Genomic DNA, 20,902 nt, shown 5'->3' on the forward strand with positions numbered 1-20,902 from the left:
GCCTCTCGCCACACTTCGCGCTGGCATCAATCTGTTTAGCAATGCCAGAATGGCACCGACTACCCGAATCAATGAATTCGGATTTTTACGGCACGGACGCGTACAGGTGGTCATCACACCTGTTTAAGGGATTTATGGTTTCCATCTTTGTGTGTGGCGAGGACAAGACCCGGCAAATTAGCGACTGGGTTATAAAAAAGGATGTCAGGGGTGCATTCATTCTGACTTGCCATTACCCCTCAAAAAAAACCTACACCCGTCCGCTTGACGACTGCAAAGTCGATCCGACCCGAGAGGTCAACGGCATGCTTCTTTTGAGACGAGGAGGCTATGTTCTGAGTCCCGTCGAGAAAGCGGTGATCTATGGCGAGAAATACGCGCTCGTTCAGTTTCCGGGCAGTTCGGACATCTACCCGTTCAACATGGACAACATCGATTTCGTTTCCCCGACCTCGATCACTGATGAGCCTGCATTCACTTATTTTCGCTCAGTGGCTGCAGCTCGGGTCAGCACTGCCGCTGCCGGTGATAAAAAGGGAATGGCCGAAAATATTGACCGCCAAATGGGGACTCTTTCGTTGTCTCCGGCCACGGCGCTGCATGCCTACTGCAAAGGGCAGCATGGAAAGCTGGAGTCGTCAGGCAATTTCATCTTTCCTTTCGGCCTCAACGAAAGTCAGCTCCAGGCGGTGGAGCAAGCGTTCCTTTCACAGATAAGCGTGATTGAAGGTCCTCCCGGCACGGGCAAGACGCAGACTATCCTGAACATCATTGCCAACATCCTTTTGCAGGGAAAAACAGTGGCGGTGGTGTCCAACAATAACTCTGCAGTCGAGAATGTTTATGAAAAGCTAGGGAAGTGTGGCTTGGATTATCTGGTCGCGAGACTGGGTAAAAACGACAATCAGAAGGAGTTTTTTGCTAACCGTCCTTCTCGACCTTCCACAGAACCTTCACCAGCGCCTGCCATTGAGCATATCCAGACTGTGCTGCAACAGCTGAAAAGCTACCTGGGTGCTCGTAACGCAGTGGCGCAGTTGCAGATCGAGATTAACGAGCTGGAGATAGAACGGCGCTACCTTAAAGAGTGGCAGCGGGATAACGGTGTGGTCGGTCCTTCTCTGGACAGATATAAACTGTCGCCCCAAAAGACGACGGACTTGATGGCTTACCTTGAGCAGCTTTCGAGCGAGCGCATCAGAATCAAGGACCGTATCGAGCTCTTGTTCAATTTCAGAATTCTGCGCACTCGCCCCTTCGATAACTGGGACAAGCGCATGTCTGCCTTCTACAGCCTGCAGCTCCATTATTACGACAAGGTCTTGCAAGGTAAGAAGGCAGAGTTGGCAGCCCATGAAGAGGCGTTGCGCGTCGGTAACTTCAAGGCGCTGCTGGAGGAGTTGACCACTTCTTCCATGCTTCACCTGAAACACCACCTGTATCGTAATATCTCTGATGACGATACCTTCGACACCACTTACAGAAAGCGGCTTGATGCGTTCCTGAAGCGCTACCCGGTCATTGGCAGCGGTACGCATTCAATCGTCAACTCCCTTGGCGGCAAGACTGTTCTCGATTACGTGATTATCGACGAGGCCTCGCAACAGGACATCGTCCCAGGTGTACTGGCACTCAGTTGTGCGAAAAATCTGATCATCGTGGGGGACAGGAAGCAACTTGCACACATCCCGGAAAAACTCGGGCTGGAAGCGCCCGCGCCCTGGTATGACTGTGAGAAGTACAGCCTTTTGGACTCATGCGTCAGTGTGTTCGGCAATTCGATACCGATGACGTTGCTCAAAGAGCACTATCGGTGTCATCCCCGAATTATTCAGTTCTGCAATCAGCAGTTTTACGATAATCAGCTCGTGCCGATGACAATGGACAATGGCGAAAAACCGTTGACGCTGCTGGTGACTGCCAAGGGAAACCACACGCGCAACAATTCCAATCTCAGAGAGCTCGACTCTTTATTGGCAGTGCTTGAGGCCGACGGGGAAAGCCTCTGGGAGGGAGAAGATGGTAGAGGGTTCATTGCCCCCTTCAAGAATCAGGCGATGCTTTCAGGTTCCTGCCTGCCAGCTGATTTCGTCAGCGCCACCGTGCATAAATTTCAGGGCAGGGAGTGCGACGAAATCGTTTTTTCTACTGTGCTGGACAAGTACAAAAGCCCGGAGCGCCTGAGTTTTGTAGACGATGCGCGGATGGTTAATGTGGCGGTATCCAGAGCCAAGAACAGGTTTACGCTGGTTACAGGCGACAATGTTTTCAAAACCAGCAATGGGCATATCGCTGCGCTGATCCGCTATATGGAATATTACGCAGAAGACGAGCACGTCCATCGAGCTCCGGTGATTTCGGCTTTTGACCTGCTTTATAAAGAGTATGACCGCTCGCTGGAGCGTCTCAAAAAAAGGCTCAATCCGAATGATTCCTTCTTCAAGTCCGAGCAGATTGTGGCGCATTTACTCCGTGAAGCATTGGCGCAGGATACCCGCCGCGGGATCATGTTCCATCACGAGGTCCTGCTGATACAACTGGCGTCGGTTACCCGTGCGAGTTTCACAGAGAGGGAGCTGGAGTTTATGAGAAATGGCGGCCGATGTGATTTCGTGCTTTATTTCAAGGTAGGCAAGAGCCCACTGGGTGTGGTTGAAGTCGACGGCGGTCACCATAACGATCCGGTACAGATCGAAAGAGACACCGTGAAAAACAGCATTCTGGAAAAGTGCGGCATTCCTTTGCTCCGTCTACGCACTATCGAGAGCCATATTGAAGAAAAAGTCGCGGCGTTTGTGGATCAATGGACGCCGCCTGCTCCAGATAAAAGTCTTAGAGTTTCGCCGGGTTGAAAAGATGCCGACCTTGATCGAGACTGCTAATTATCCTTCTGAAGATGTTATGGTTGGCGGCAGAGCGGCAATGTCGGCTCATACCCCGTACTCTGCAAGCTATCTATGCCCTGAGAGGGACGTTACTTAGTGCAAACATCGTTCTGCATCGCCATTGTCGAATAATCCTCGGCACGTAATACTTGTCTGTCGATTATCGCCGAGCAAAGGGACGTACGAACGTGCTGGATGTACTGATTGAAGCGATTTTTCGCGCCATCTGCTTTCCTGTTGGCTGGCCCATCGTGAAGCTTCTCACGCGAGGTAAATATCCATCGAAGGGCTCTTGGTTTGCCTATACACCGGAGTCCGAGTGGACTTCTGCGGTGGGGTTCGCCGTTCTGATGATCGCGATGATGGCAGCCATGAAACAATTCATTTTTCCATAGCGCGCCGATAGCACCGTTCGCAGGCGTGATCACCGGACGCTTACGGCCAGGTGGCCTGAGCGACCCGCATAAAGTTGCCGCCAAAAATGCCGTCGATCTGCGCGGCATCATAGCCACGCTGTAGCAATGCCTCTGCCACCAGCCCCAGCGCTTCCGGTTGCAGTTGACGATGTCCAGTGATACCGCCATAGAATGCTTTGGGCCACCAATCCTCTTCCTTCACGTCCTCGGACAAATCCTTAACATCAGGATGCAGCTCGGTGTCGAGGCCCAGGCCGATATGCGCCGTCCCCGCTCGCTCGGCCAGATAATCGATTTGGCGCACGAAGGCTTCGACCGACGCCTGCGGATCGCCCAGAAAAATACCCAGACCGGTCAGCCCGATCACACCACCCGATTCAACACAGGCCATGATCTGCTCGTCATCCACCGTGCGTGGATGGTCATACACGGCCTTGATATTAGTGTGTGAAAAAATAACCGGCCGCTGCGACAGCTCGATTATTTCCATACTTGCGCGCTTGCTGGTATGGGAGCAATCCATCACGATACCTGCAGCATTGATCGCCCTCACGACCTCGCGTCCCAGCGCGGTCAATCCCATGCCGCTGCCGTGGCAACCGCCCGCACAGCTGTTATCGCGGTTGTACGCCAGAAGCATCTGGCGTACGCCGAGGTCGGCATACAAGCGGACCATTGCCGGGTCTTGCAGCAGCATGTCAGAGCCTTCCAGGTCGAAAGACACCGCCAGCTTTCCCTGCTCGCGGGCGCCGTGCAGGTCGGCAAGGGTACCGGCCAGCATGATGTTTTCGGGATGCTCGACCAGCCATTGGCGAAAGCCTGCGATGACCTGTATCACATCGCCGAACGGGGTCATGTCCATGCCCACATTGACCGAGACGTGATGAAAGCCGCTGTCGCGGTAACGAAGTAGCGCAGACATGTCCTGGTTGGGCAGCAACGGCAGGCAGGCATGGGCCTCCCAGCGAATGGCGCCGCGGGCAGGCGTGGGCACGGTACTTGGATTCATCGCGCAACTCCGGAATTCGTGGGGCGGGTATCAGCAGGCTCTCTAAAACTACCAAAGGTGAGCAGGCCGGTACATTGGGCAATCCGCAAAGCACCTCATTTGAAACTGATCTGAAGTTCGAGGAAAATCGTTACGGAAAATCCGCTCAAAGGCCCTCAAGCCCCTAACGTCAACGCCGGCGTAGCCCAGCAAAAAGATTCAATATCCGCATCCGCAAAAACCAAGGATCCCATTCATGAAATCCCGATTTCCTTACAGTTCATCCTTTCTGATCATATTGTCGCTGACAGGATGCGCAGCGAATATGGATGCTCCAAAGCACCATCAGCCTGGAGAAAGCGCGCTTTACGGCAGTTGGCATGTTGCAGGTGTAGCGGTATCAGACTCGGGCGTGCAGGCACTGGGGGATGATGATCCGAGCTTTATGGGGCGACGTCTCAGTTTCAATCACGACCAGCTTGCATGGAAGGCGTCGGCAAACTCGACGGAAGATGTGTGCAAGGGGCCTGTTTTTCATAAGCTTCCGCCGATCAGTGGAGCTGAACTAGAGCCACAACTCCATAAGCTTGGCATCGAAAAAGCCGACCGCTATAGCGTTGAATGCAAATCTGGAAGCTGGGGTCCTTTTGATAAAGAAACGCCGGCATTTTTCCTGGCACAGGATGGGTCGTTAGCTCTTTCCTGGTATGACGGCGGACTGCTGAAGCTGGTGCGAGACTGACCACGGGAGGATCGCGCTGCCGTCCATGACACGCCTTGGCAGGGCGTGATTTTCGCGCCCGCGAGCATACGGAGGAGTTGATAGTGGCCTGCACCGTGATATGGCTGAGACTGTCTTTTCAGAAAGTCTCAGTCACTGCCTCCACCGGCCAGTCAGTTATCCAGCAGAAGCGACACCGCACCCATCCAATCAAGCAAAGAACTCACCTGCCTCGATAAATATTCGACTCCGGCTTCTCATAAAACACCGTCTCACCCGGCGTCCGATCCATCACATCAATCAGCTTGAGCCAGGTATCCAGGTCATCCGTGCTGATCTTCGTGTCGCGCTTGTCTTTCTTCCAGAGGTTATCCAGCAAGTCGAAAAAGCCTTGGTCACTAAGAATAAACTCGGCCGCAGCTTTTTCCTTCTCGTCGCCACCACTCAGAATCTTCTCGAAGTCCTTTTTGCTGACGATATCGTCCTTGCCGTTCCATTCGTCCCACTTCTCGCGGATGGTTTCGATCTCTTCCTTGTGCGCGTCGTAGTACGCCTTGTTGTAAACGTCCATTGGCAAGCCGTTGGTATTCTCGCCAACGATGCCGTTTTTGTCTTTATGCACGCTTTCGTCCAGGCGGATCATCGACGAGCCCTGATCCTGTGGGGTTTCCTGGAAGTGCTTCCACTCTTCGGTCTGGTAGTCGAAGATGCTTTGATCGTCCGGTGCATCCCGGCCTTCATATTCGTAGAAGCTGTAACGCCCGTATTCAAGCTTGTCGCCCCAGTCGTCCTGCGCGAAGCCCAGTTCGGCCTGATCCTTGAACCACTGGCCTTCCTTGTCGGTGGCCTTTTGTTTCTTCTGATGATCGACGAACACGCTGATGATGCCGGTAATGATCCCCAGGCCTGCCGTCACCAGAAATAGCGGCGCGGTTGCTCCAGCAATGGCGCCGATAGGGCCGAGCAAACCGGCGATCCCGATCCCGGCGGCTGCTGTGCCCGCCACACCTGAAACAATTTGCAGGCTGCCATTGGCAATTGCCAGATCGCTGTCGGACTTGATGCCATCCTTGATGGCGATCCCGCCCATGACGATATCGGCGATGCTCATGATGTCCGGTGCTACGCCGAGTACCTTGACCACTGTCCCGGCAATGCGCGCCGATACACCGGGCACCACCTTGTCCGCTCCGTCCGGTGCAGCACTCTGAACGCCTTGTGCAACAGATTGTGGGTCTACCAGGCCCGCACCCCCTGCATTACCGGCCACGGCCTGGCCGACCGAGTTGCGCATGTTATCGACGATGTCATCAGCCGGGATTGGTTGATTATCGGCTTCGAGCATCACGTTGATCGACTCGCGATCGATCTCGTCGCTGCCAAGCATTTCACTCAGGTTGACCCGATCGTTTTCCGCCGGGACCGGCTGACCGTTGCGCTCCAGCTGGTCCTCAATGCCGGCAGCAAACGCTTCACGGGTTGGCGGGGTGATGTCTTGTGCGACGAAGCGCTGCACGGCATCGTCGTAGAGTTTGTACAACGAGTCGCTGTAGCTGGCGTAACCGGAGCCGGAAGCAGAGTCCGGAACCGGCGTGCTGGCAGCACGCTCCACCTCGACGGCCATATTGTTCAGGCTTTCAGCATCCAGGGCGGGGAGGTCGACTAAGGCGCGCTGAGAATTGATGCTCTGCACCACCGCATCCTGACTGATGTTCAGTCTCAGATCTTCAGCCAGTTCGTTCAGATTGCCGTACTTCGAATAATCTGCGGGCGGAGTGCCGCCAGATCGGGTCACGATCTCGTCCAGCAATTCGCGACTGACGTCCTCGGAAAGCGAGCCGGCGTCGTTGACCTCATTGATCAGGCCAATCTGATCCATTACGTCGCCGATACTGCTACCTGCTCTGATGCTGTCCAGCTCATAAACGCTGGCCAGTCGGTTCTCCAGACCGTCCGCAACGTCTGGCACGTTATTGGCAGCCTGCGCCGTTTCAATCTTTTTGCCCCACAAACCTTCCTTGCCCCAGATCTCCGGGACGCTCTTGCTCAGCCCGAGCAAATCCGCAGTTTTGGTGTGGGTCATCAAATCAAAGATGCCAGTCTTTTCAAACTGCGCACCGGAGCCCAGGAAGGTGATGAAGTCCTTGGCGATAGCCAGGCGTTCCAGCGGATCGTCAGCAAGTTGGCCGTTCTTGGCCGTTAGCATATAGATAGCGCCACCGAGAGAGGTGAAGCCTGCAGCGGTGCCGAATACGCCGCTCTGGTTAAGTTTACCGATGGCTTTCTTGAAGCCTTCCTTGTCTTCGGCACCCACGTATTTACCTGCCAGGTTTTCCTCGAGCTGCGCCTGAGTCATTTCGCCTGATTTGACCTTGTCCACCTGGTCCGAAAAATCGCTGAGTTTGGTTTTGTCCTGTAGCAACTCGTTGATGAATTTCTCGATCGTCTCCTGAGTACGGCGGGGTATATCCGCCATACCTTTGATCCCCTGTTTAAGTGCAGAGAAAATGTCCTTCAGGGCCAGCTCTTTGTATTCGTCCGGGATACCGCCAGGGTCGGCCATCAACTTATCGACTTCGGCCATGACGCTGTTTTTCTGCAGCTCATTCTGGGCGTCTTTCGCCAATTGCGGATCGAGAAGTTCCAGGCTGGAAAGCAGGCGGGCTACATCGGATTGTCCTTCGGACTTTTTACCGGCCTTGTCCAGATCAGCGAGGTAATCGACAAACTCGCTGCTGACCAACTTGTCATGCAGGTCCTTGGCCAACGCCTCCTTATCGCCACCGCTGACTTTTTCGATGGCCGCGTCCATCTCGGCCTGATATTCCTTGCCGATCTTGTCCTTCTCGCCATTGCCATTGGCAAACAGCTCCGTCAACGCTTTATCGATGTTATTGCCGTCGAGGATGTCCTGCATATCGGCGCTTGTCAGGGTTTCGCCCTCGCTGTCGAACCTGCGCCAGGACTCGGCGCCGCGAGGCTCTTCGATATAAGGCGTGATGGTGCGTCCACTTTCCATACCGGCCTTGGCCTGGATCGCCATGACCAGTTTGTAAACGTCGCTGTTCTTGTCGACTTTCTTGTCGTCGACCAGCTTCTGATACTTGTCCATCAGGTTTTTGGTGGCCAGCTCGACCACGGTCAGGTCTTCGGAGTCCTTGTCTTTCTCGTCAGACTTCACGCCTGTGGGTTTACTGAGAATATCCAGTTCGTCGAGATTGCCCAGGCCGTGTTCGTCACGGATCTTCTGCACGTCGCCCTGCACCCCGGAACTGCTCTTGTCGGCAACCCGATCATACAGCTCCTTGTTCTGATATTCGGAGACCACGTATTGCTTGCCGTCGCGGCTCTCGAACTCGATCACGCCGTTACCCAGTTCGTCCTTGGTGCCAGTCTTGATGATGTCGTGATCCGCGACATAGACGTACTCGTCTGCCACTTCGCGCCCGTTGTTATTGACGCGGTTTTCCACGGTAACGCGCGAGAGGCCCACTTGCTGAGCCGCAGTGAACAATTCCGGTGTGAGTGATTTTGAAACAGTGACCTTCTCACCATCCTGTTTGACGTAAGTGACCACCTCGGCTGTTTCCAGCTGACCTTGCCATTCAAAGTTCTTGATATCGCCCCACGCAGGTAGCTCGGTGTTTCGATCTGCGATTGGGGTCCCGTCGGCGATGGCTTTTTCGACCAGCGATTTCTGTGTCGGAGACTGGCTCAGGTCATCGAGTTGTTTGAGAAACTGATACAACTTCGGATTAGTCGACGCCGCCACGACAACACCTTGCCCATCATGCTCGTAACGCATGTCACCGTTGTCGGTAACCGAAACGGTGGTGCCTTCAATCGGCGGCCATTGCTCGTTGTCGGTTGCGGTGCGGTCTGGCTTTTTCTGCTCATCGCCTTTGGCGGAGACGATGCTGCGCTTAAGCCTCGACTCGAAATCTGCAAGACCTTCGCGAGGGAGCGTGTCGTTTTTGGGCGTGATGTTCATGAGCGCCTCGTCAGTTAAGGCGAGCCTTGAAAGGTAAGGCCGCAAGAAAGCGAAAAAAGGAGTTCTTCGATTCTTACTGCGATCACCTGCAAATCGTTGTGAAAAGTTGTGAAACGTTGTGATAACGGTCAGTGCGATAGTAGCGTTGTCACAGTCCTGCAGATGGGTCTGAATATCCGTTGGAAGTGCCAGCGTGAGCAGGCACTGGATGCTTTTTATCAGCAGCCCATCGCTGAATACTGCCAGGAATAGCCCTGCATCGCGCATGGCACTGTTGGTGTGTAAGGTGTTTGGCATGCAGGAAGAACTGGGGTATTACCGCGCCCATCCACCGCTGGATGCAGAGCCGGCGCATAGCGAATGGCTGCAGCGGGTTAGTCAGTCATAGCGGTTGATCGATGCAAAAAGCCGGAGCGGGTGTCACTGCCTTGCCCGGCTTTTTTGCGCCTCGACTTCAGTTCGTGGTATCTGCCCTTATCTTTACGCAAATGCAGGTGTATCGTATTCGCCCCTCGCATTTGCTCGCAGATGCGCTCAGTTGTCGTTTTTGAGGTTGCGCCGTTCATGTCCTTTACCCGTCGTCAAATCCTTACAGGCATCGCCGGTCTGGCCGTCATAGGCCTTGGCGCGGGTGGTGCTTCGCGTTACTGGATGGGGCGTCGCGAGTCTGAAGCTGGTACGGACTTTGTGCTGATCGCCGCGCCGCTGGATGTGGAACTGGTGCCTGGCCACAAGACGCCTGCCTGGGCCTTCGGCGGTTCTGCTCCGGGCACAGAGCTGCGCGTGCGCCAGGGCGAGTGGCTGCGGCTGCGCTTCATCAATCAGTTGCCGGTCGAGACGACCATTCACTGGCATGGCATTCGCTTGCCGCTGGAGATGGACGGCGTGCCGTATGTGTCGCAGTTGCCGGTCAAGCCGGGTGAATACTTCGATTACAAATTCCGTGTGCCGGACGCGGGTAGCTACTGGTATCACCCGCACGTCAGCAGCAGCGAAGAGCTGGGCCGCGGGCTGGTCGGGCCGCTGATTGTCGAAGAGCGCGAGCCGACCGGTTTTGCCCATGAGCGTACGGTCAGTCTGAAAAGCTGGCACGTGGACGAGCAGGGTGCCTTTACCGAGTTCAGTGTGCTACGTGAAGCGGCGCGTGAGGGCACGGCGGGGCGGCTTTCAACGCTGAACGGTATTTCGCAGGCGGTGATTGAGTTGCCTGCCGGGCAGATCACACGCGTGCGCTTGCTCAATCTCGACAATACCGTGACCTACCGCCTCAACCTGCCGGACGCCGAGGCGCAGATCTATGCGCTGGATGGCAATCCGGTAAAGCCTCGTCCCTTCGGTGACGAATACTGGCTGGGGCCGGGCATGCGCATCTGTCTGGCGATCAAGGCTCCGCCGGCGGGCGAGGAGATCTCGCTGCGTAACGGCCCGGTGCGCCTGGGTACGTTCCGCTCGGTCGCCAATAATGACGCGCCCGGCCAGTGGCCGCCCGAGCTGCCGGCCAATCCGGTGGCCGAGCCTGATATGGATAACGCCGAGAAGATCAATTTCAACTTCGAGTGGGTGGGCTCCATGTCGGTCAACACCGACAATGGCAAGCCGCCCAGCCTGTGGCAGATCAATGGCGAAGCGTGGGACATTACCGACAAGACCTGCGCCGATCGGCCTATCGCCAGGTTGAAGCTCGGTAAAAGCTATATCTTCGAACTGAAGAACATGACTCAGTATCAGCACCCGATTCATTTGCACGGCATGAGTTTCAAGGTGATCGCCTCCAATCGGCGCAAGATCATCCCGTACTTTACTGACACGTTCTTGCTGGGTCGTAACGAGCGGGCGCGAGTGGCGCTGGTGGCGGATAATCCTGGTGTATGGATGTTCCATTGCCACGTGATCGATCACATGGAAACCGGCCTGATGGCCGCCATCGAGGTGGCATGATGCGGCAACCGCAGATCATCGACCGCAGTAAGGATCAGCACTTCATGCGCGAGGCGCTGGCGCTCGCCGCGCAAGGCGCACTGTTGGGTGAGGTGCCTGTCGGGGCAGTGCTGGTGCAGAACGGCGAGATCATCGGTCGCGGTTACAACTGCCCGATCAGCGGCAGCGACCCGAGCGCGCATGCTGAAATGGTCGCAATTCGTGATGCCGCCAAGACGCTGGACAATTATCGCCTGCCGGGCAGCACGCTCTACGTAACGCTGGAGCCGTGCAGCATGTGCGCGGGGCTGATCGTGCACTCACGCGTGGCACGTGTGGTCTACGGGGCGCTTGAGCCCAAGGCGGGCATCGTGCAGAGCCAGGGGCAGTTTTTCAGTCAGGCTTTTCTCAATCACCGCGTGCTGTTCGAAGGCGGGGTGCTGGGCGAGGAATGCGGGACGATGTTGAGCGAGTTTTTCAGAATGCGCAGGGCAGCCAAGGACGCTGGCAAACACAGCGTTTAGAGCGCAGATTCGTCCGTGCTGCTGGAGGAGGGGACGGGAGAGGCTGGCGGGACGGGCGGTTGGGTCTTGTCGACGCCAGGAACGTGCAGATTGCCATCGGCGACCTGACTTCCTTCAAGCTGTGGCTGCGTCACCCAGGTCAGAATGTCGTAATAACGGCGAATGTTGGCCACGAAATGCACCGGCTCACCGCCTCGGGCATAGCCGTATCGTGTTTTGCTGTACCACTTCTTCTGTGCCAGACGCGGCAGCATTTTTTTCACGTCGAGCCATTTATCAGGATTCAGCCCCTCGTTCTGGGCCAATTTGCGCGCATCTTCGAGGTGACCGCTGCCAATGTTGTAGGAAGCGAGAGCTAGCCAAGTGCGATCCGGCTCTTTAATCGAGTCGTCCAGCTGATCCTTGATGTAGGCAAAATACTTTGCCCCGCCCTGAATGCTCTGGCGTGCATCCAGCCTGTTGGATACGCCCATGGCTTGCGCGGTGTTCTGAGTGAGCATCATCAGGCCGCGCACGCCGGTTTTCGAGGTCACGGTCGGCTGCCACATCGATTCCTGATAGCCGATGGCGGCCAGCAGTCTCCAGTCGACCTGTTCTTTCTTGGCCGATGTCTGGAAATGTTTCTCGTATTTGGGCAGACGTTCCTGAAGGTGCTGGGCAAAGGTGTAGGCACCCACGTAGCCGAGTACGTCGACATGGCCGTAGTAGCGGTCTTTCAGGCGTTGCAGCGTGCCGTTCTTTTCGACCTTGTCGAGGTAGGCGTTGATTTCGTTGAGCAGGCTATTGTCTTCACCCGGCGCTACGGCCCAGCGCTGTGCGCGGGCTTCGCCCAGGTCGAAGGCCACGCGCACATTGGGGAAGTAGACCTGATTCATTGCCAACTCATTGGAGTCGACCAGGGTCAGGTCGATCTGGCCTTCGTCGACCATGCGCAGGAGATCAACGACCTCGACCGCATCAGATTCTTCATATTCAATGCCGGGATTCTGCGCCTTGAGCGCCGCGAGTTGCTCGGCATGCGCACTGCCTTTGAGCACCACGATGCGCTTGCCCACCAGGTCGCCGGGATCGGTCGGCCGTGACTGGCCGTTGCGATAGACCACCTGAGGGGTGACTTCCAGATAGGAATGCGAGAAACGCGCCTGCAATTTGCGCTTTGGCGTCTCGATCAGGCCGGCGGCACCCAGTACCGGACCGCCCGGTTTGTTCATCTGGTCGAAAAGATCGTCCAGATTGTCAGCCGTTTCTATCTTCAATTCGACGCCCAGGTCCTCGGCAAAACGCTTGACCAGCTCGTATTCGAAGCCGGTTTCACCGTTGCGATCCTGGAAATAAGTCGCCGGGCTGTTGCGAGTGATCACCCGCAGTACGCCGTCCTCCTTGACTCGCTCCAGTGTGGTGGGTTTTTCCACACAGGCGCCGAGCATCAGGAAGAGTCCGGTTGCGATGAGCCATTTGGCGCAACGTGGGCGGAAATCTGGTTTGAAGAACATCGGTGCAGTATACGCAAAGCGCACCGGGCGCCATATCTCGACAGTGAAGCTTGCGTCTGATAGGCGAGTGGCTTTTATGGGCATTTCCGGAGTTTTTTTGCGTGGGGCGACATTCGGGCGCAGCGGATGCCGCCGTTTTGGGTGATCAAATGCCCGGTTTAGGCTAGAATACGCGGCCTCAAAGCACACCCCCTTCTCGAGGCTGTCCCGAAGATGTTGATCCTGCGCGGTGCTCCTGCCCTTTCTGCTTTCCGCCACAGCAAATTACTAGAACAACTGAAACAAAAAGTTTCAGCTGTCAGTGGCTTGTACGCCGAATTCGCCCACTTCGCTGACGTCAACGACGTTCTGACCAGCGAAGAACAGCAGGTTCTCGATCGCCTCCTGAAATACGGCCCCAGCGTGCCGGTTCAAGAGCCGAGCGGCCGTCTGTTTCTGGTGTTGCCGCGTTTTGGCACCATTTCACCCTGGTCGAGCAAGGCCAGCGACATCGCTCGCAATTGCGGTCTGAGCAAAATCCAGCGCCTGGAGCGCGGGATTGCCTTCTATGTAGAAGGCCAGTTCAGCGAGACCGAGGCCCAGGCAATCGCCGACAGCCTGCACGACCGCATGACGCAACTGGTATTGGGCGACCTCGAGCAGGCTGCCAACCTGTTCAGCCACGCTCAGCCCAAGCCGCTGACCGCTGTGGACATTCTGGGTGGCGGTCGCGCGGCACTCGAAAAAGCCAACGTCGAGCTGGGCCTGGCCCTCGCCGAAGATGAAATCGATTACCTGATCACCAGCTTCAATGGTCTGGGGCGCAACCCGCACGACATCGAGCTGATGATGTTTGCCCAGGCGAACTCCGAGCACTGCCGTCATAAAATTTTCAACGCCAGTTGGGACATCGACGGTCAGAGCCAGGAAAAAAGCCTGTTCGGCATGATCAAGAACACCTACCAGATGCACAACGAAGGCGTGCTGTCCGCTTACAAGGACAACGCTTCGGTGATCGTCGGTAACGTCGCCGGCCGTTTCTTCCCGGACCCTGAAACCCGTCAGTACGGCGCGGTTCAGGAGCCGGTGCACATTCTAATGAAGGTCGAGACGCACAACCACCCGACCGCCATTGCGCCGTTTCCTGGTGCAGCGACCGGTTCCGGCGGCGAGATTCGCGACGAAGGTGCAACCGGTCGCGGTGCCAAGCCCAAGGCCGGGCTGACCGGTTTCACCGTCTCCAACCTGCAGATCCCCGGTTTCGTGCAGCCTTGGGAGGTGCCGTACGGCAAGCCCGAGCGCATCGTGACGGCGCTGGACATCATGATTGAAGGCCCGCTGGGTGGCGCGGCGTTCAACAACGAGTTCGGTCGTCCTGCGCTGACCGGCTATTTCCGTACCTTCGAGCAGTCCATCAACACACACCACGGTGACGAGGTTCGTGGTTACCACAAGCCGATCATGCTCGCGGGCGGTATGGGCAACATCCGTGAAGATCACGTCCAGAAGGGCGAGATCACCGTGGGTTCCAAGCTGATCGTACTGGGTGGCCCGGCGATGCTGATCGGCCTGGGTGGCGGCGCGGCCTCCTCGATGGCAACCGGCACCAGCTCCGCAGACCTGGATTTCGCTTCGGTTCAGCGTGAAAACCCCGAGATGGAGCGTCGTTGCCAGGAAGTCATCGACCGCTGCTGGCAGTTGGGCGACCGTAACCCGATCAGCTTCATCCACGACGTCGGTGCCGGTGGTCTGTCCAACGCCTTCCCTGAACTGGTCAACGATGGCGATCGCGGCGGACGTTTCGAACTGCGTAACGTACCGAATGACGAGCCGGGCATGGCCCCGCTGGAAATCTGGAGCAACGAATCCCAGGAGCGTTACGTGCTGGCCGTTGGCGTCGAGGATTTCGAGCGCTTCAAGGCTATCTGCGAGCGCGAGCGCTGCCCGTTTGCGGTTGTCGGCGAAGCCACGGCAGAGCCGCAACTGACCGTTACTGACAGCCATTTCGGTAACAGTCCGGTAGACATGCCGCTGGAAGTCCTGCTGGGCAAGGCGCCGCGCATGCACCGCTCGGTCGCCCGCGAAGAAGAGATCGGCGATGATTTCGATCCAAGCACGCTGGACATCGAAGAAAGTGTGCAGCGCGTATTGCGCCACCCGGCAGTCGCCAGCAAAAGCTTCCTGATCACCATCGGTGACCGCAGCATTACCGGTCTGGTCGCTCGCGATCAGATGGTCGGTCCATGGCAGGTGCCTGTGGCTGACTGCGCCGTCACCGCCACCAGCTTCGACGTCAACACCGGCGAAGCCATGGCAATGGGCGAGCGTACTCCGCTGGCGCTGCTGAATGCTCCGGCGTCGGGTCGTATGGCGATCGGCGAAACGCTGACCAACATCGCGGCCTCGCGTATTGAAAAGCTTTCTGACATCAAGCTGTCGGCCAACTGGATGTCGGCGGCTGGCCACCCTGGAGAAGACGCGCGTCTTTATGACACCGTGAAAGCGGTGGGCATGGAGCTGTGTCCGGAACTGGGAATCACCATTCCAGTGGGCAAGGACTCGATGTCCATGAAGACCCGCTGGAGTGACGAGGGCACCGAAAAGAGCGTGACCTCGCCGCTGTCATTGATCGTGACGGGCTTTGCGCCAGTGGTCGACATCCGTCAAACCCTGACGCCCGAGCTGCGCATGGACAAGGGCATCACCGACCTGATCCTGATCGATCTGGGTCGTGGCCAGAACCGCATGGGCGCCTCGATTCTTGCGCAGACTCACGGCAAGCTCGGCCGAGTCGCTCCGGACGTCGACGACGCTGAAGACCTCAAGGCCTTCTTCGCCGTGATTCAGGGGCTCAATTCCGACGGTCATATCCTGTCCTATCACGACCGTTCCGACGGTGGTTTGCTGGTCAGCACGCTGGAAATGGCTTTCGCCGGTCACTGCGGTCTGAACCTGCATCTGGACGGTGTGGCCGACAACGTTTCCGAACTGAGCGCGATCCTCTTCAACGAAGAGCTGGGTGCGGTCATCCAGGTGCGTCAGGACGCTACTCCACTGGTGCTGGCGCAATTCAGCGCGGCCGGTCTGGAAGACTGCGTGGCAGTGATCGGTCAGCCGATCAACAACGATGAAGTATCGATCAGCTTCCATGGCGAGCCGGTATTCAGTGGCCAGCGTCGTTTGTTGCAACGTCAGTGGGCCGAGACCAGCTATCAGATCCAGCGCCTGCGTGACAACGCCGAATGCGCGGATCAGGAATTCGATGCGCTGCTGGAAGAGGACAATCCGGGCCTGACCGTCAAGCTGGGCTTCGACGTCAACGAAGATATCGCCGCGCCGTACATCAAGACGGGTGTTCGTCCTCAGGTTGCCGTTCTGCGCGAGCAGGGTGTCAACGGTCAGGTCGAAATGGCGGCAGCCTTTGATCGTGCCGGCTTCAACGCAATCGACGTGCACATGAGCGATATCCTTGCCGGTCGTGTCGACCTGAACGACTTCAAGGGCATGGTCGCCTGCGGTGGCTTCTCTTACGGCGACGTATTGGGTGCCGGCGAAGGCTGGGCCAAGTCGGCATTGTTCAACAGCCGTGCGCGTGATGCGTTCCAGGGCTTCTTCGAGCGTTCCGACAGCTTCACGCTTGGCGTGTGCAACGGTTGCCAGATGCTGTCCAACCTGCACGAGCTGATTCCGGGCAGCGAGTTCTGGCCGCATTTCGTGCGTAACCGCTCCGAACAGTTCGAAGCGCGTGTGGCTATGGTCCAGGTTCAGGAGTCGGCGTCGATCTTCCTGCAGGGCATGGCCGGTTCGCGCATGCCAATCGCCATCGCGCATGGCGAAGGGCACGCGGAGTTCCGCAGTGACGATGCACTGCTTGAAGCTGACGTTTCCGGCACCGTGGCACTGCGCTTCGTCGACAACCACGGCAAGGTGACTGAAACCTACCCGGCCAACCCGAACGGCTCGCCACGCGGTATTGGCGGCATGACCACCCTCGACGGTCGTGTGACCATCATGATGCCGCACCCGGAGCGTGTATTCCGCGCAGTGCAGAACTCGTGGCGTCCTGAGGACTGGAACGAGGACGGTGCCTGGATGCGCATGTTCCGCAACGCGCGGGCCTGGGTTAACTAAGGCGCGTGTACAAGCTCGCCTTCTTCGTTCCGCCGAGCCATGTGGACGACGTCAAGAACGCCGTATTCGCTGCTGGTGCAGGGCGAATCGGCGCTTACGATCACTGCTCGTGGCAAGTGCTCGGCCAGGGCCAGTTCCGCCCGCTGGATGGCAGTCAGCCATTTATCGGGCAGAGCGGTGTGGTCGAGTCGGTAGAGGAGTGGAAGGTCGAGCTGGTCGTCGCTGACGAACTGATTCAGCACGTGGTGGAGGCTCTCAGGCAGAGCCATCCCTACGAAACGCCTGCTTATGAAGTATGGCGGCTGGCAGAGTTCTGAAGCTGGGCGCAGAGCGTCCGGAAATGCATCACCACGCTGGAGCGTGGGGACGATAACCATCGCTCAGAGTGTCTCGCGGGAGCGAGCTTGCTCGCGAATGCGCAACGCCGTCTATTCAGGGCCGAATTTCGATCATCGTCCCGTCTTTCACCAGATCCCATATTTCCCGCATGTCGTTGTTCTTAAGCGCGATGCAGCCGTTGGTCCAGTCCAGCGTGTGGAAATACCATTCCGGATACTCTTCATCCACCGGTGTGCCGTGGATCATGATCATGCTCCCCGGTTTTACGCCTGCGGAACGTGCGCGTGCCGAGTCCGAGATATTCGGGTAGGAAATGTGCATCGACAGGTTGTAGTTATTGCTGGGCTTGCGCCAGTCGAGCCAGTAGAAACCTTCCGGCGTGCGTTGATCGCCTTCCTGCAGCTTGGTGCCCTTGGGGTTCTTGCCCAGTGAGATTCGGTAGGTCTTCAATGCCTCGCCACCGCTGATCAGCTGCAATTGGCGCACCGACTTTAGCACCAGCACCTTGTCGATAGGCTTGCTGGCGATACTCTCGGTATTGATGACCTTGTTATTGATGATTTTCTGTTCGCTGCCCTTGGGCACGATAGTTTGAGTAAACGCGGCCTGCGAAAGCGGCATGAACGACATGCAAAAGAGTGCGAGCAACCAGCGCATTACGATTTCCCTGAAGATACTTCTTTAACAAAAGCGCCGATGTTGTGTGCGACCCTGGCTTTCAGGTGTCCAGCAACGGACGTGACGGGGGAAGGGCGCTGGTATGAACCGGGTAGGTCTGCCGACGCCTATCCGCAAAGAAGTATTCTAGGGTACGCCCGACTGTCATGAAAGCCAGGTCCGACCACGGAATGTCGGCTTCGTCGAATAACTGCACTTCCAGGCTCTCGATGCCTGCGGCGAATGCCTCATTCGCCATCTCCCCGCGATAGAACACATGCACCTGATTGATATGCGGCACATCGATCAAGGTGTACAGATGCAGTTCGCTCAGGGTGGCGCAGGCTTCTTCCATGGTTTCGCGCCGTGCAGCCTGTTCGATGGTTTCGCCGTTTTCCATGAAACCGGCCGGCAGCGTCCAGAAACCCAGGCGCGGCTCGATGGCCCTGCGGCACAGCAGGACCTTGCCGCCTAACGTCACCAGGCAGCCCGCAACGATGTTCGGGTTCTGGTAATGAACGGTGTGGCAATGCTCGCAGACATAGCGCAAACGGCTGTCGCCTTCGGGAATGCGCTGGATAACAGGGTTGCCGCACTGGCTGCAAAATTTCATGGGATCAGTCGATAGTGAACGCAGTCGCTATCTTGGCCTGTCGTGCGGCGGCTCGGCAACCCTCAGTGTGACCGGAGTTGTCCTACAAGGGCTTGGGCGCAGCGTTGCTTTGGTGCATGATGCCAGACAGGCAACAGATCGAGATTTCCCATGCTGGATGAGCTACTTCGCCGTGTAGTCAGTCATACGCCAGAAACCCTCGACTCGGATCGACAATTCCCCGAGGCGGCTGTTCTGGTGCCGATTACCCGCAGCGAGCAACCCGAGCTGATTCTGACCCTGCGCGCCAGTGGCCTGTCGACGCATGGCGGTGAAGTGGCGTTTCCGGGTGGCCGCCGCGACCCGGGCGACCCCGATCTGATTTTCACGGCGTTGCGCGAAGCCGAGGAGGAAATCGGCCTGCCTCCCGGGCTGGTCGAGGTGATCGGGCCTTTGAGTCCGCTGATTTCCAAGCACGGTATCAAGGTCACGCCTTATGTGGGGGTGATACCTGACTTCGTCGAATACCAGCCCAATGACGGCGAGATCGCTGCCGTCTTCAGCGTGCCACTGGAGTTCTTTCGTCAGGACACGCGCGAGCACACTCACCGTATCGATTACGAAGGCCGCAGCTGGTACGTGCCCAGTTACCGTTATGGCGAGTACAAGATCTGGGGGCTTACCGCGATCATGATCGTCGAGTTGGTCAACGTGCTGTACGACACCAGAATCAGCCTGCATCATCCGCCCGAACGCTCGACGATCTGAGTCGCTGGCACCTGAAGCGTCGTCGTTTATAGTTCGTCCCCATGAGTACGACCCGCCCGAGGAGGCTGCATGAAATTTCGCTTGGGAGAATCCCGTGTCCAGACCGATCCGCAGAGCTGGGTGGCTCCCAATGCGACGCTGATCGGCAATGTCAGGCTCGAGGCCGGCGCGAGTGTGTGGTTCAACGCGGTGTTGCGTGGCGACAACGAACTGATTCACATCGGTGAAAACAGTAATGTGCAGGACGGCACGGTGATGCACACCGACATGGGCTCGCCGCTGAGTATCGGCAAAGGCGTGACCATCGGCCACAACGCCATGCTGCATGGCTGCAGTGTTGACGACTACAGCCTGATCGGCATCAACGCGGTCATCCTCAACGGGGCGAAGATCGGGAAATACTGCATCATCGGCGCCAATTCTCTGATCGGAGAAAACAAGGTCATTCCTGATGGCTCGCTGGTCATGGGGACACCGGGTAAAGTGGTGCGCGAACTTACCGATGTGCAGAAGCAGATGCTGGAAGCCAGCGCAGCCCATTACGTACACAATGCCCAGCGTTACGCCCGTGACCTGGCGGTGCAGGAAGATTGATGAGCACTGATACCCCGATCGAAAAGCCGGTCCGCTCCCCCTGTGTGAGTATTTGTGCACTGGATGAGCAGGATATATGCACCGGTTGCCAGCGAACCGTCACCGAGATCACCCGCTGGAGCCGCATGAGCAACGACGAGCGGCGTGTCGTGCTCGGCCTGTGCGACGAGCGCGCCAGAGCCAGCGGTCTGATGTGGACGGTTGGCGGGGCACGCTGATGTTCTGATGGCCTTGTAGTCGCGAACAAGTTTGCTCCTACAGGTTATCCGCGAGCTTTTGTAGGCGCGAACTTGTTCGCGAAGAGGGCGGTGCAGTCGATGCATTTGCTACGTCAGGAATAACGCTTTCGTTTTCGCTTGGGCGCGGCTCTTGCCCGCGTTTGCTATCATTGCCGCTCGCTTGCACAGGCCCAAACCCTCCATGCTTTTCCTGATCGCTTACATCAGCAGTGTCGTGCTGATCAACTTCGCCTTTTCCAGTGCGCCGCACCTGGACATGATCTGGTCTGCCTGGGGCGGGCTGGTGTTCGTGTTGCGGGACATGGTGCAGATTCGCTTTGGCCATGGCGCGATCATTGCCATGCTGGTGGCGCTGGTCCTGTCCTATGTCACCAGCGACCCCACCATCGCCCTGGCCAGCGCCACGGCGTTTGCGGTTTCCGAATGCATTGACTGGCTGGTGTTCAGCATTACCAGGCGCCCGTTGCGTGATCGGTTGTGGATCAGTTCGGCACTCAGCATTCCGCTGGATACCTTTATCTTCTTCGGCATGATCGACGCCCTGACAGCGCCGGTCGTGCTCACCGCGCTGCTATCGAAGTTCGCTGGCGTGACCATTGTCTGGATGATCATGGCCTGGCGGGCGCGCAACAGTGCGTGTCCGGGCTGAGCGCCCATTTGCCGGGGCT

General features: G+C 57.3%; 16 protein-coding genes. 11 read left to right on the forward strand and 5 right to left on the reverse strand.

Annotation, left to right across the window (positions count from 1 at the left end; all coding sequences use genetic code 11):
* Positions 1-134: 134 nt before the first annotated feature.
* Both LCH65_RS08845 and LCH65_RS08850 read left to right on the forward strand, forming a co-directional pair.
* Positions 135-2,852: an AAA domain-containing protein gene (locus tag LCH65_RS08845; RefSeq protein WP_058416031.1), complete on the forward strand. Its 2,718-nt coding sequence runs from the start codon at positions 135-137 to the stop codon at positions 2,850-2,852.
* 221 nt (positions 2,853-3,073) lie between these two features.
* Positions 3,074-3,280 carry a hypothetical protein gene (locus tag LCH65_RS08850; RefSeq protein ID WP_003365036.1) on the forward strand — a complete coding sequence of 69 codons (207 nt, stop codon included), beginning with the start codon at positions 3,074-3,076 and terminating at the stop codon, positions 3,278-3,280.
* 40 nt (positions 3,281-3,320) lie between these two features.
* Here the strand turns inward: LCH65_RS08850 and LCH65_RS08855 are convergent, their stop codons facing one another.
* Positions 3,321-4,310 (reverse strand): dipeptidase, encoded by a 990-nt coding sequence (locus LCH65_RS08855; RefSeq protein ID WP_058416010.1) that lies wholly within the window; start codon positions 4,308-4,310, stop codon positions 3,321-3,323.
* A gap of 235 nt (positions 4,311-4,545) precedes the next feature.
* Here LCH65_RS08855 and LCH65_RS08860 point away from each other — a divergent pair, with 235 nt between their 5' ends.
* Positions 4,546-5,031: a hypothetical protein gene (locus LCH65_RS08860; protein ID WP_058416011.1), complete on the forward strand. Its 486-nt coding sequence runs from the start codon at positions 4,546-4,548 to the stop codon at positions 5,029-5,031.
* Positions 5,032-5,233: 202 nt separating this feature from the next.
* Here the strand turns inward: LCH65_RS08860 and LCH65_RS08865 are convergent, their stop codons facing one another.
* Positions 5,234-9,001 (reverse strand): hypothetical protein, encoded by a 3,768-nt coding sequence (locus tag LCH65_RS08865; protein ID WP_226439302.1) that lies wholly within the window; start codon positions 8,999-9,001, stop codon positions 5,234-5,236.
* A 564-nt stretch (positions 9,002-9,565) separates the two neighbouring features.
* Here LCH65_RS08865 and LCH65_RS08870 point away from each other — a divergent pair.
* Both LCH65_RS08870 and tadA read left to right on the forward strand, forming a co-directional pair.
* Positions 9,566-10,939 carry a multicopper oxidase family protein gene (locus LCH65_RS08870; RefSeq protein ID WP_058416032.1) on the forward strand — a complete coding sequence of 458 codons (1,374 nt, stop codon included), beginning with the start codon at positions 9,566-9,568 and terminating at the stop codon, positions 10,937-10,939.
* A complete protein-coding gene (gene tadA, locus LCH65_RS08875; RefSeq protein WP_046720330.1) occupies positions 10,939-11,442 on the forward strand; it encodes a tRNA adenosine(34) deaminase TadA in 504 nt (167 codons plus the stop codon). The genes LCH65_RS08870 and tadA overlap by 1 nt, the downstream gene beginning before the upstream one ends.
* Here the strand turns inward: tadA and mltF are convergent.
* A complete protein-coding gene (gene mltF / locus LCH65_RS08880; RefSeq protein ID WP_058416013.1) occupies positions 11,439-12,935 on the reverse strand; it encodes a membrane-bound lytic murein transglycosylase MltF in 1,497 nt (498 codons plus the stop codon). The genes tadA and mltF overlap by 4 nt on opposite strands.
* A 213-nt stretch (positions 12,936-13,148) precedes the next feature.
* Here mltF and purL point away from each other — a divergent pair, with 213 nt between their 5' ends.
* Entirely contained in the window at positions 13,149-17,045 is a 3,897-nt protein-coding gene (gene purL / locus LCH65_RS08885) for a phosphoribosylformylglycinamidine synthase (protein ID WP_054080738.1), read from the forward strand.
* A gap of 5 nt (positions 17,046-17,050) precedes the next feature.
* Positions 17,051-17,362, forward strand: coding sequence for a YqfO family protein (locus tag LCH65_RS08890; RefSeq protein WP_058398145.1), 312 nt, complete (start codon positions 17,051-17,053; stop codon positions 17,360-17,362).
* A gap of 115 nt (positions 17,363-17,477) precedes the next feature.
* Here LCH65_RS08890 and LCH65_RS08895 read toward each other — a convergent pair whose 3' ends face one another.
* Together LCH65_RS08895 and LCH65_RS08900 are read right to left on the reverse strand one after the other, a co-directional pair.
* Positions 17,478-18,041, reverse strand: coding sequence for a L,D-transpeptidase family protein (locus LCH65_RS08895; protein ID WP_003365014.1), 564 nt, complete (start codon positions 18,039-18,041; stop codon positions 17,478-17,480).
* Positions 18,042-18,102: 61 nt separating this feature from the next.
* Positions 18,103-18,654 (reverse strand): zinc ribbon domain-containing protein, encoded by a 552-nt coding sequence (locus tag LCH65_RS08900; RefSeq protein ID WP_010428262.1) that lies wholly within the window; start codon positions 18,652-18,654, stop codon positions 18,103-18,105.
* A 150-nt stretch (positions 18,655-18,804) separates the two neighbouring features.
* On the opposite strand from LCH65_RS08900, the gene LCH65_RS08905 reads away from it, so the two are divergent.
* The 4 genes from LCH65_RS08905 to LCH65_RS08920 all read left to right on the forward strand — a co-directional run bounded on the left by LCH65_RS08905 (position 18,805) and on the right by LCH65_RS08920 (position 20,883).
* Positions 18,805-19,401, forward strand: coding sequence for a CoA pyrophosphatase (locus tag LCH65_RS08905; protein WP_003365012.1), 597 nt, complete (start codon positions 18,805-18,807; stop codon positions 19,399-19,401).
* Positions 19,402-19,470: 69 nt separating this feature from the next.
* The gene (locus LCH65_RS08910) at positions 19,471-19,995 is read left to right on the forward strand and encodes a gamma carbonic anhydrase family protein (protein WP_003433434.1); all 525 of its coding nucleotides are present in this window, start codon (positions 19,471-19,473) and stop codon (positions 19,993-19,995) included.
* Entirely contained in the window at positions 19,995-20,213 is a 219-nt protein-coding gene (locus LCH65_RS08915; RefSeq protein ID WP_003365002.1) for a DUF1289 domain-containing protein, read from the forward strand. The genes LCH65_RS08910 and LCH65_RS08915 overlap by 1 nt, the downstream gene beginning before the upstream one ends.
* A gap of 202 nt (positions 20,214-20,415) precedes the next feature.
* On the forward strand, positions 20,416-20,883 hold the full coding sequence (locus LCH65_RS08920) for a hypothetical protein (RefSeq protein WP_003365000.1): 468 nt from the start codon (positions 20,416-20,418) through the stop codon (positions 20,881-20,883).
* Positions 20,884-20,902 lie beyond the last annotated feature (19 nt).

This window comes from Pseudomonas sp. MWU16-30316, assembly GCF_020515645.1.
GTDB classification, from domain to species: Bacteria; Pseudomonadota; Gammaproteobacteria; order Pseudomonadales; family Pseudomonadaceae; genus Aquipseudomonas; species Aquipseudomonas cerasi.

What these genes read in the sequence shown, in the direction of transcription:
- LCH65_RS08900 (WP_010428262.1), bottom strand. Translation starts at nt 18,654, where the DNA reads ATGAAATTTTGCAGCCAGTGCGGCAACCCTGTTATCCAGCGCATTCCC.
- LCH65_RS08870 (WP_058416032.1), top strand. Translation starts at nt 9,566, where the DNA reads ATGTCCTTTACCCGTCGTCAAATCCTTACAGGCATCGCCGGTCTGGCC.
- LCH65_RS08865 (WP_226439302.1), bottom strand. Translation starts at nt 9,001, where the DNA reads ATGAACATCACGCCCAAAAACGACACGCTCCCTCGCGAAGGTCTTGCA.
- mltF (WP_058416013.1), bottom strand. Translation starts at nt 12,935, where the DNA reads ATGTTCTTCAAACCAGATTTCCGCCCACGTTGCGCCAAATGGCTCATC.
- LCH65_RS08845 (WP_058416031.1), top strand. Translation starts at nt 135, where the DNA reads ATGGTTTCCATCTTTGTGTGTGGCGAGGACAAGACCCGGCAAATTAGC.
- LCH65_RS08895 (WP_003365014.1), bottom strand. Translation starts at nt 18,041, where the DNA reads ATGCGCTGGTTGCTCGCACTCTTTTGCATGTCGTTCATGCCGCTTTCG.
- LCH65_RS08920 (WP_003365000.1), top strand. Translation starts at nt 20,416, where the DNA reads ATGCTTTTCCTGATCGCTTACATCAGCAGTGTCGTGCTGATCAACTTC.
- LCH65_RS08910 (WP_003433434.1), top strand. Translation starts at nt 19,471, where the DNA reads ATGAAATTTCGCTTGGGAGAATCCCGTGTCCAGACCGATCCGCAGAGC.
- tadA (WP_046720330.1), top strand. Translation starts at nt 10,939, where the DNA reads ATGCGGCAACCGCAGATCATCGACCGCAGTAAGGATCAGCACTTCATG.
- LCH65_RS08905 (WP_003365012.1), top strand. Translation starts at nt 18,805, where the DNA reads ATGCTGGATGAGCTACTTCGCCGTGTAGTCAGTCATACGCCAGAAACC.
- LCH65_RS08915 (WP_003365002.1), top strand. Translation starts at nt 19,995, where the DNA reads ATGAGCACTGATACCCCGATCGAAAAGCCGGTCCGCTCCCCCTGTGTG.
- purL (WP_054080738.1), top strand. Translation starts at nt 13,149, where the DNA reads ATGTTGATCCTGCGCGGTGCTCCTGCCCTTTCTGCTTTCCGCCACAGC.
- LCH65_RS08860 (WP_058416011.1), top strand. Translation starts at nt 4,546, where the DNA reads ATGAAATCCCGATTTCCTTACAGTTCATCCTTTCTGATCATATTGTCG.
- LCH65_RS08855 (WP_058416010.1), bottom strand. Translation starts at nt 4,310, where the DNA reads ATGAATCCAAGTACCGTGCCCACGCCTGCCCGCGGCGCCATTCGCTGG.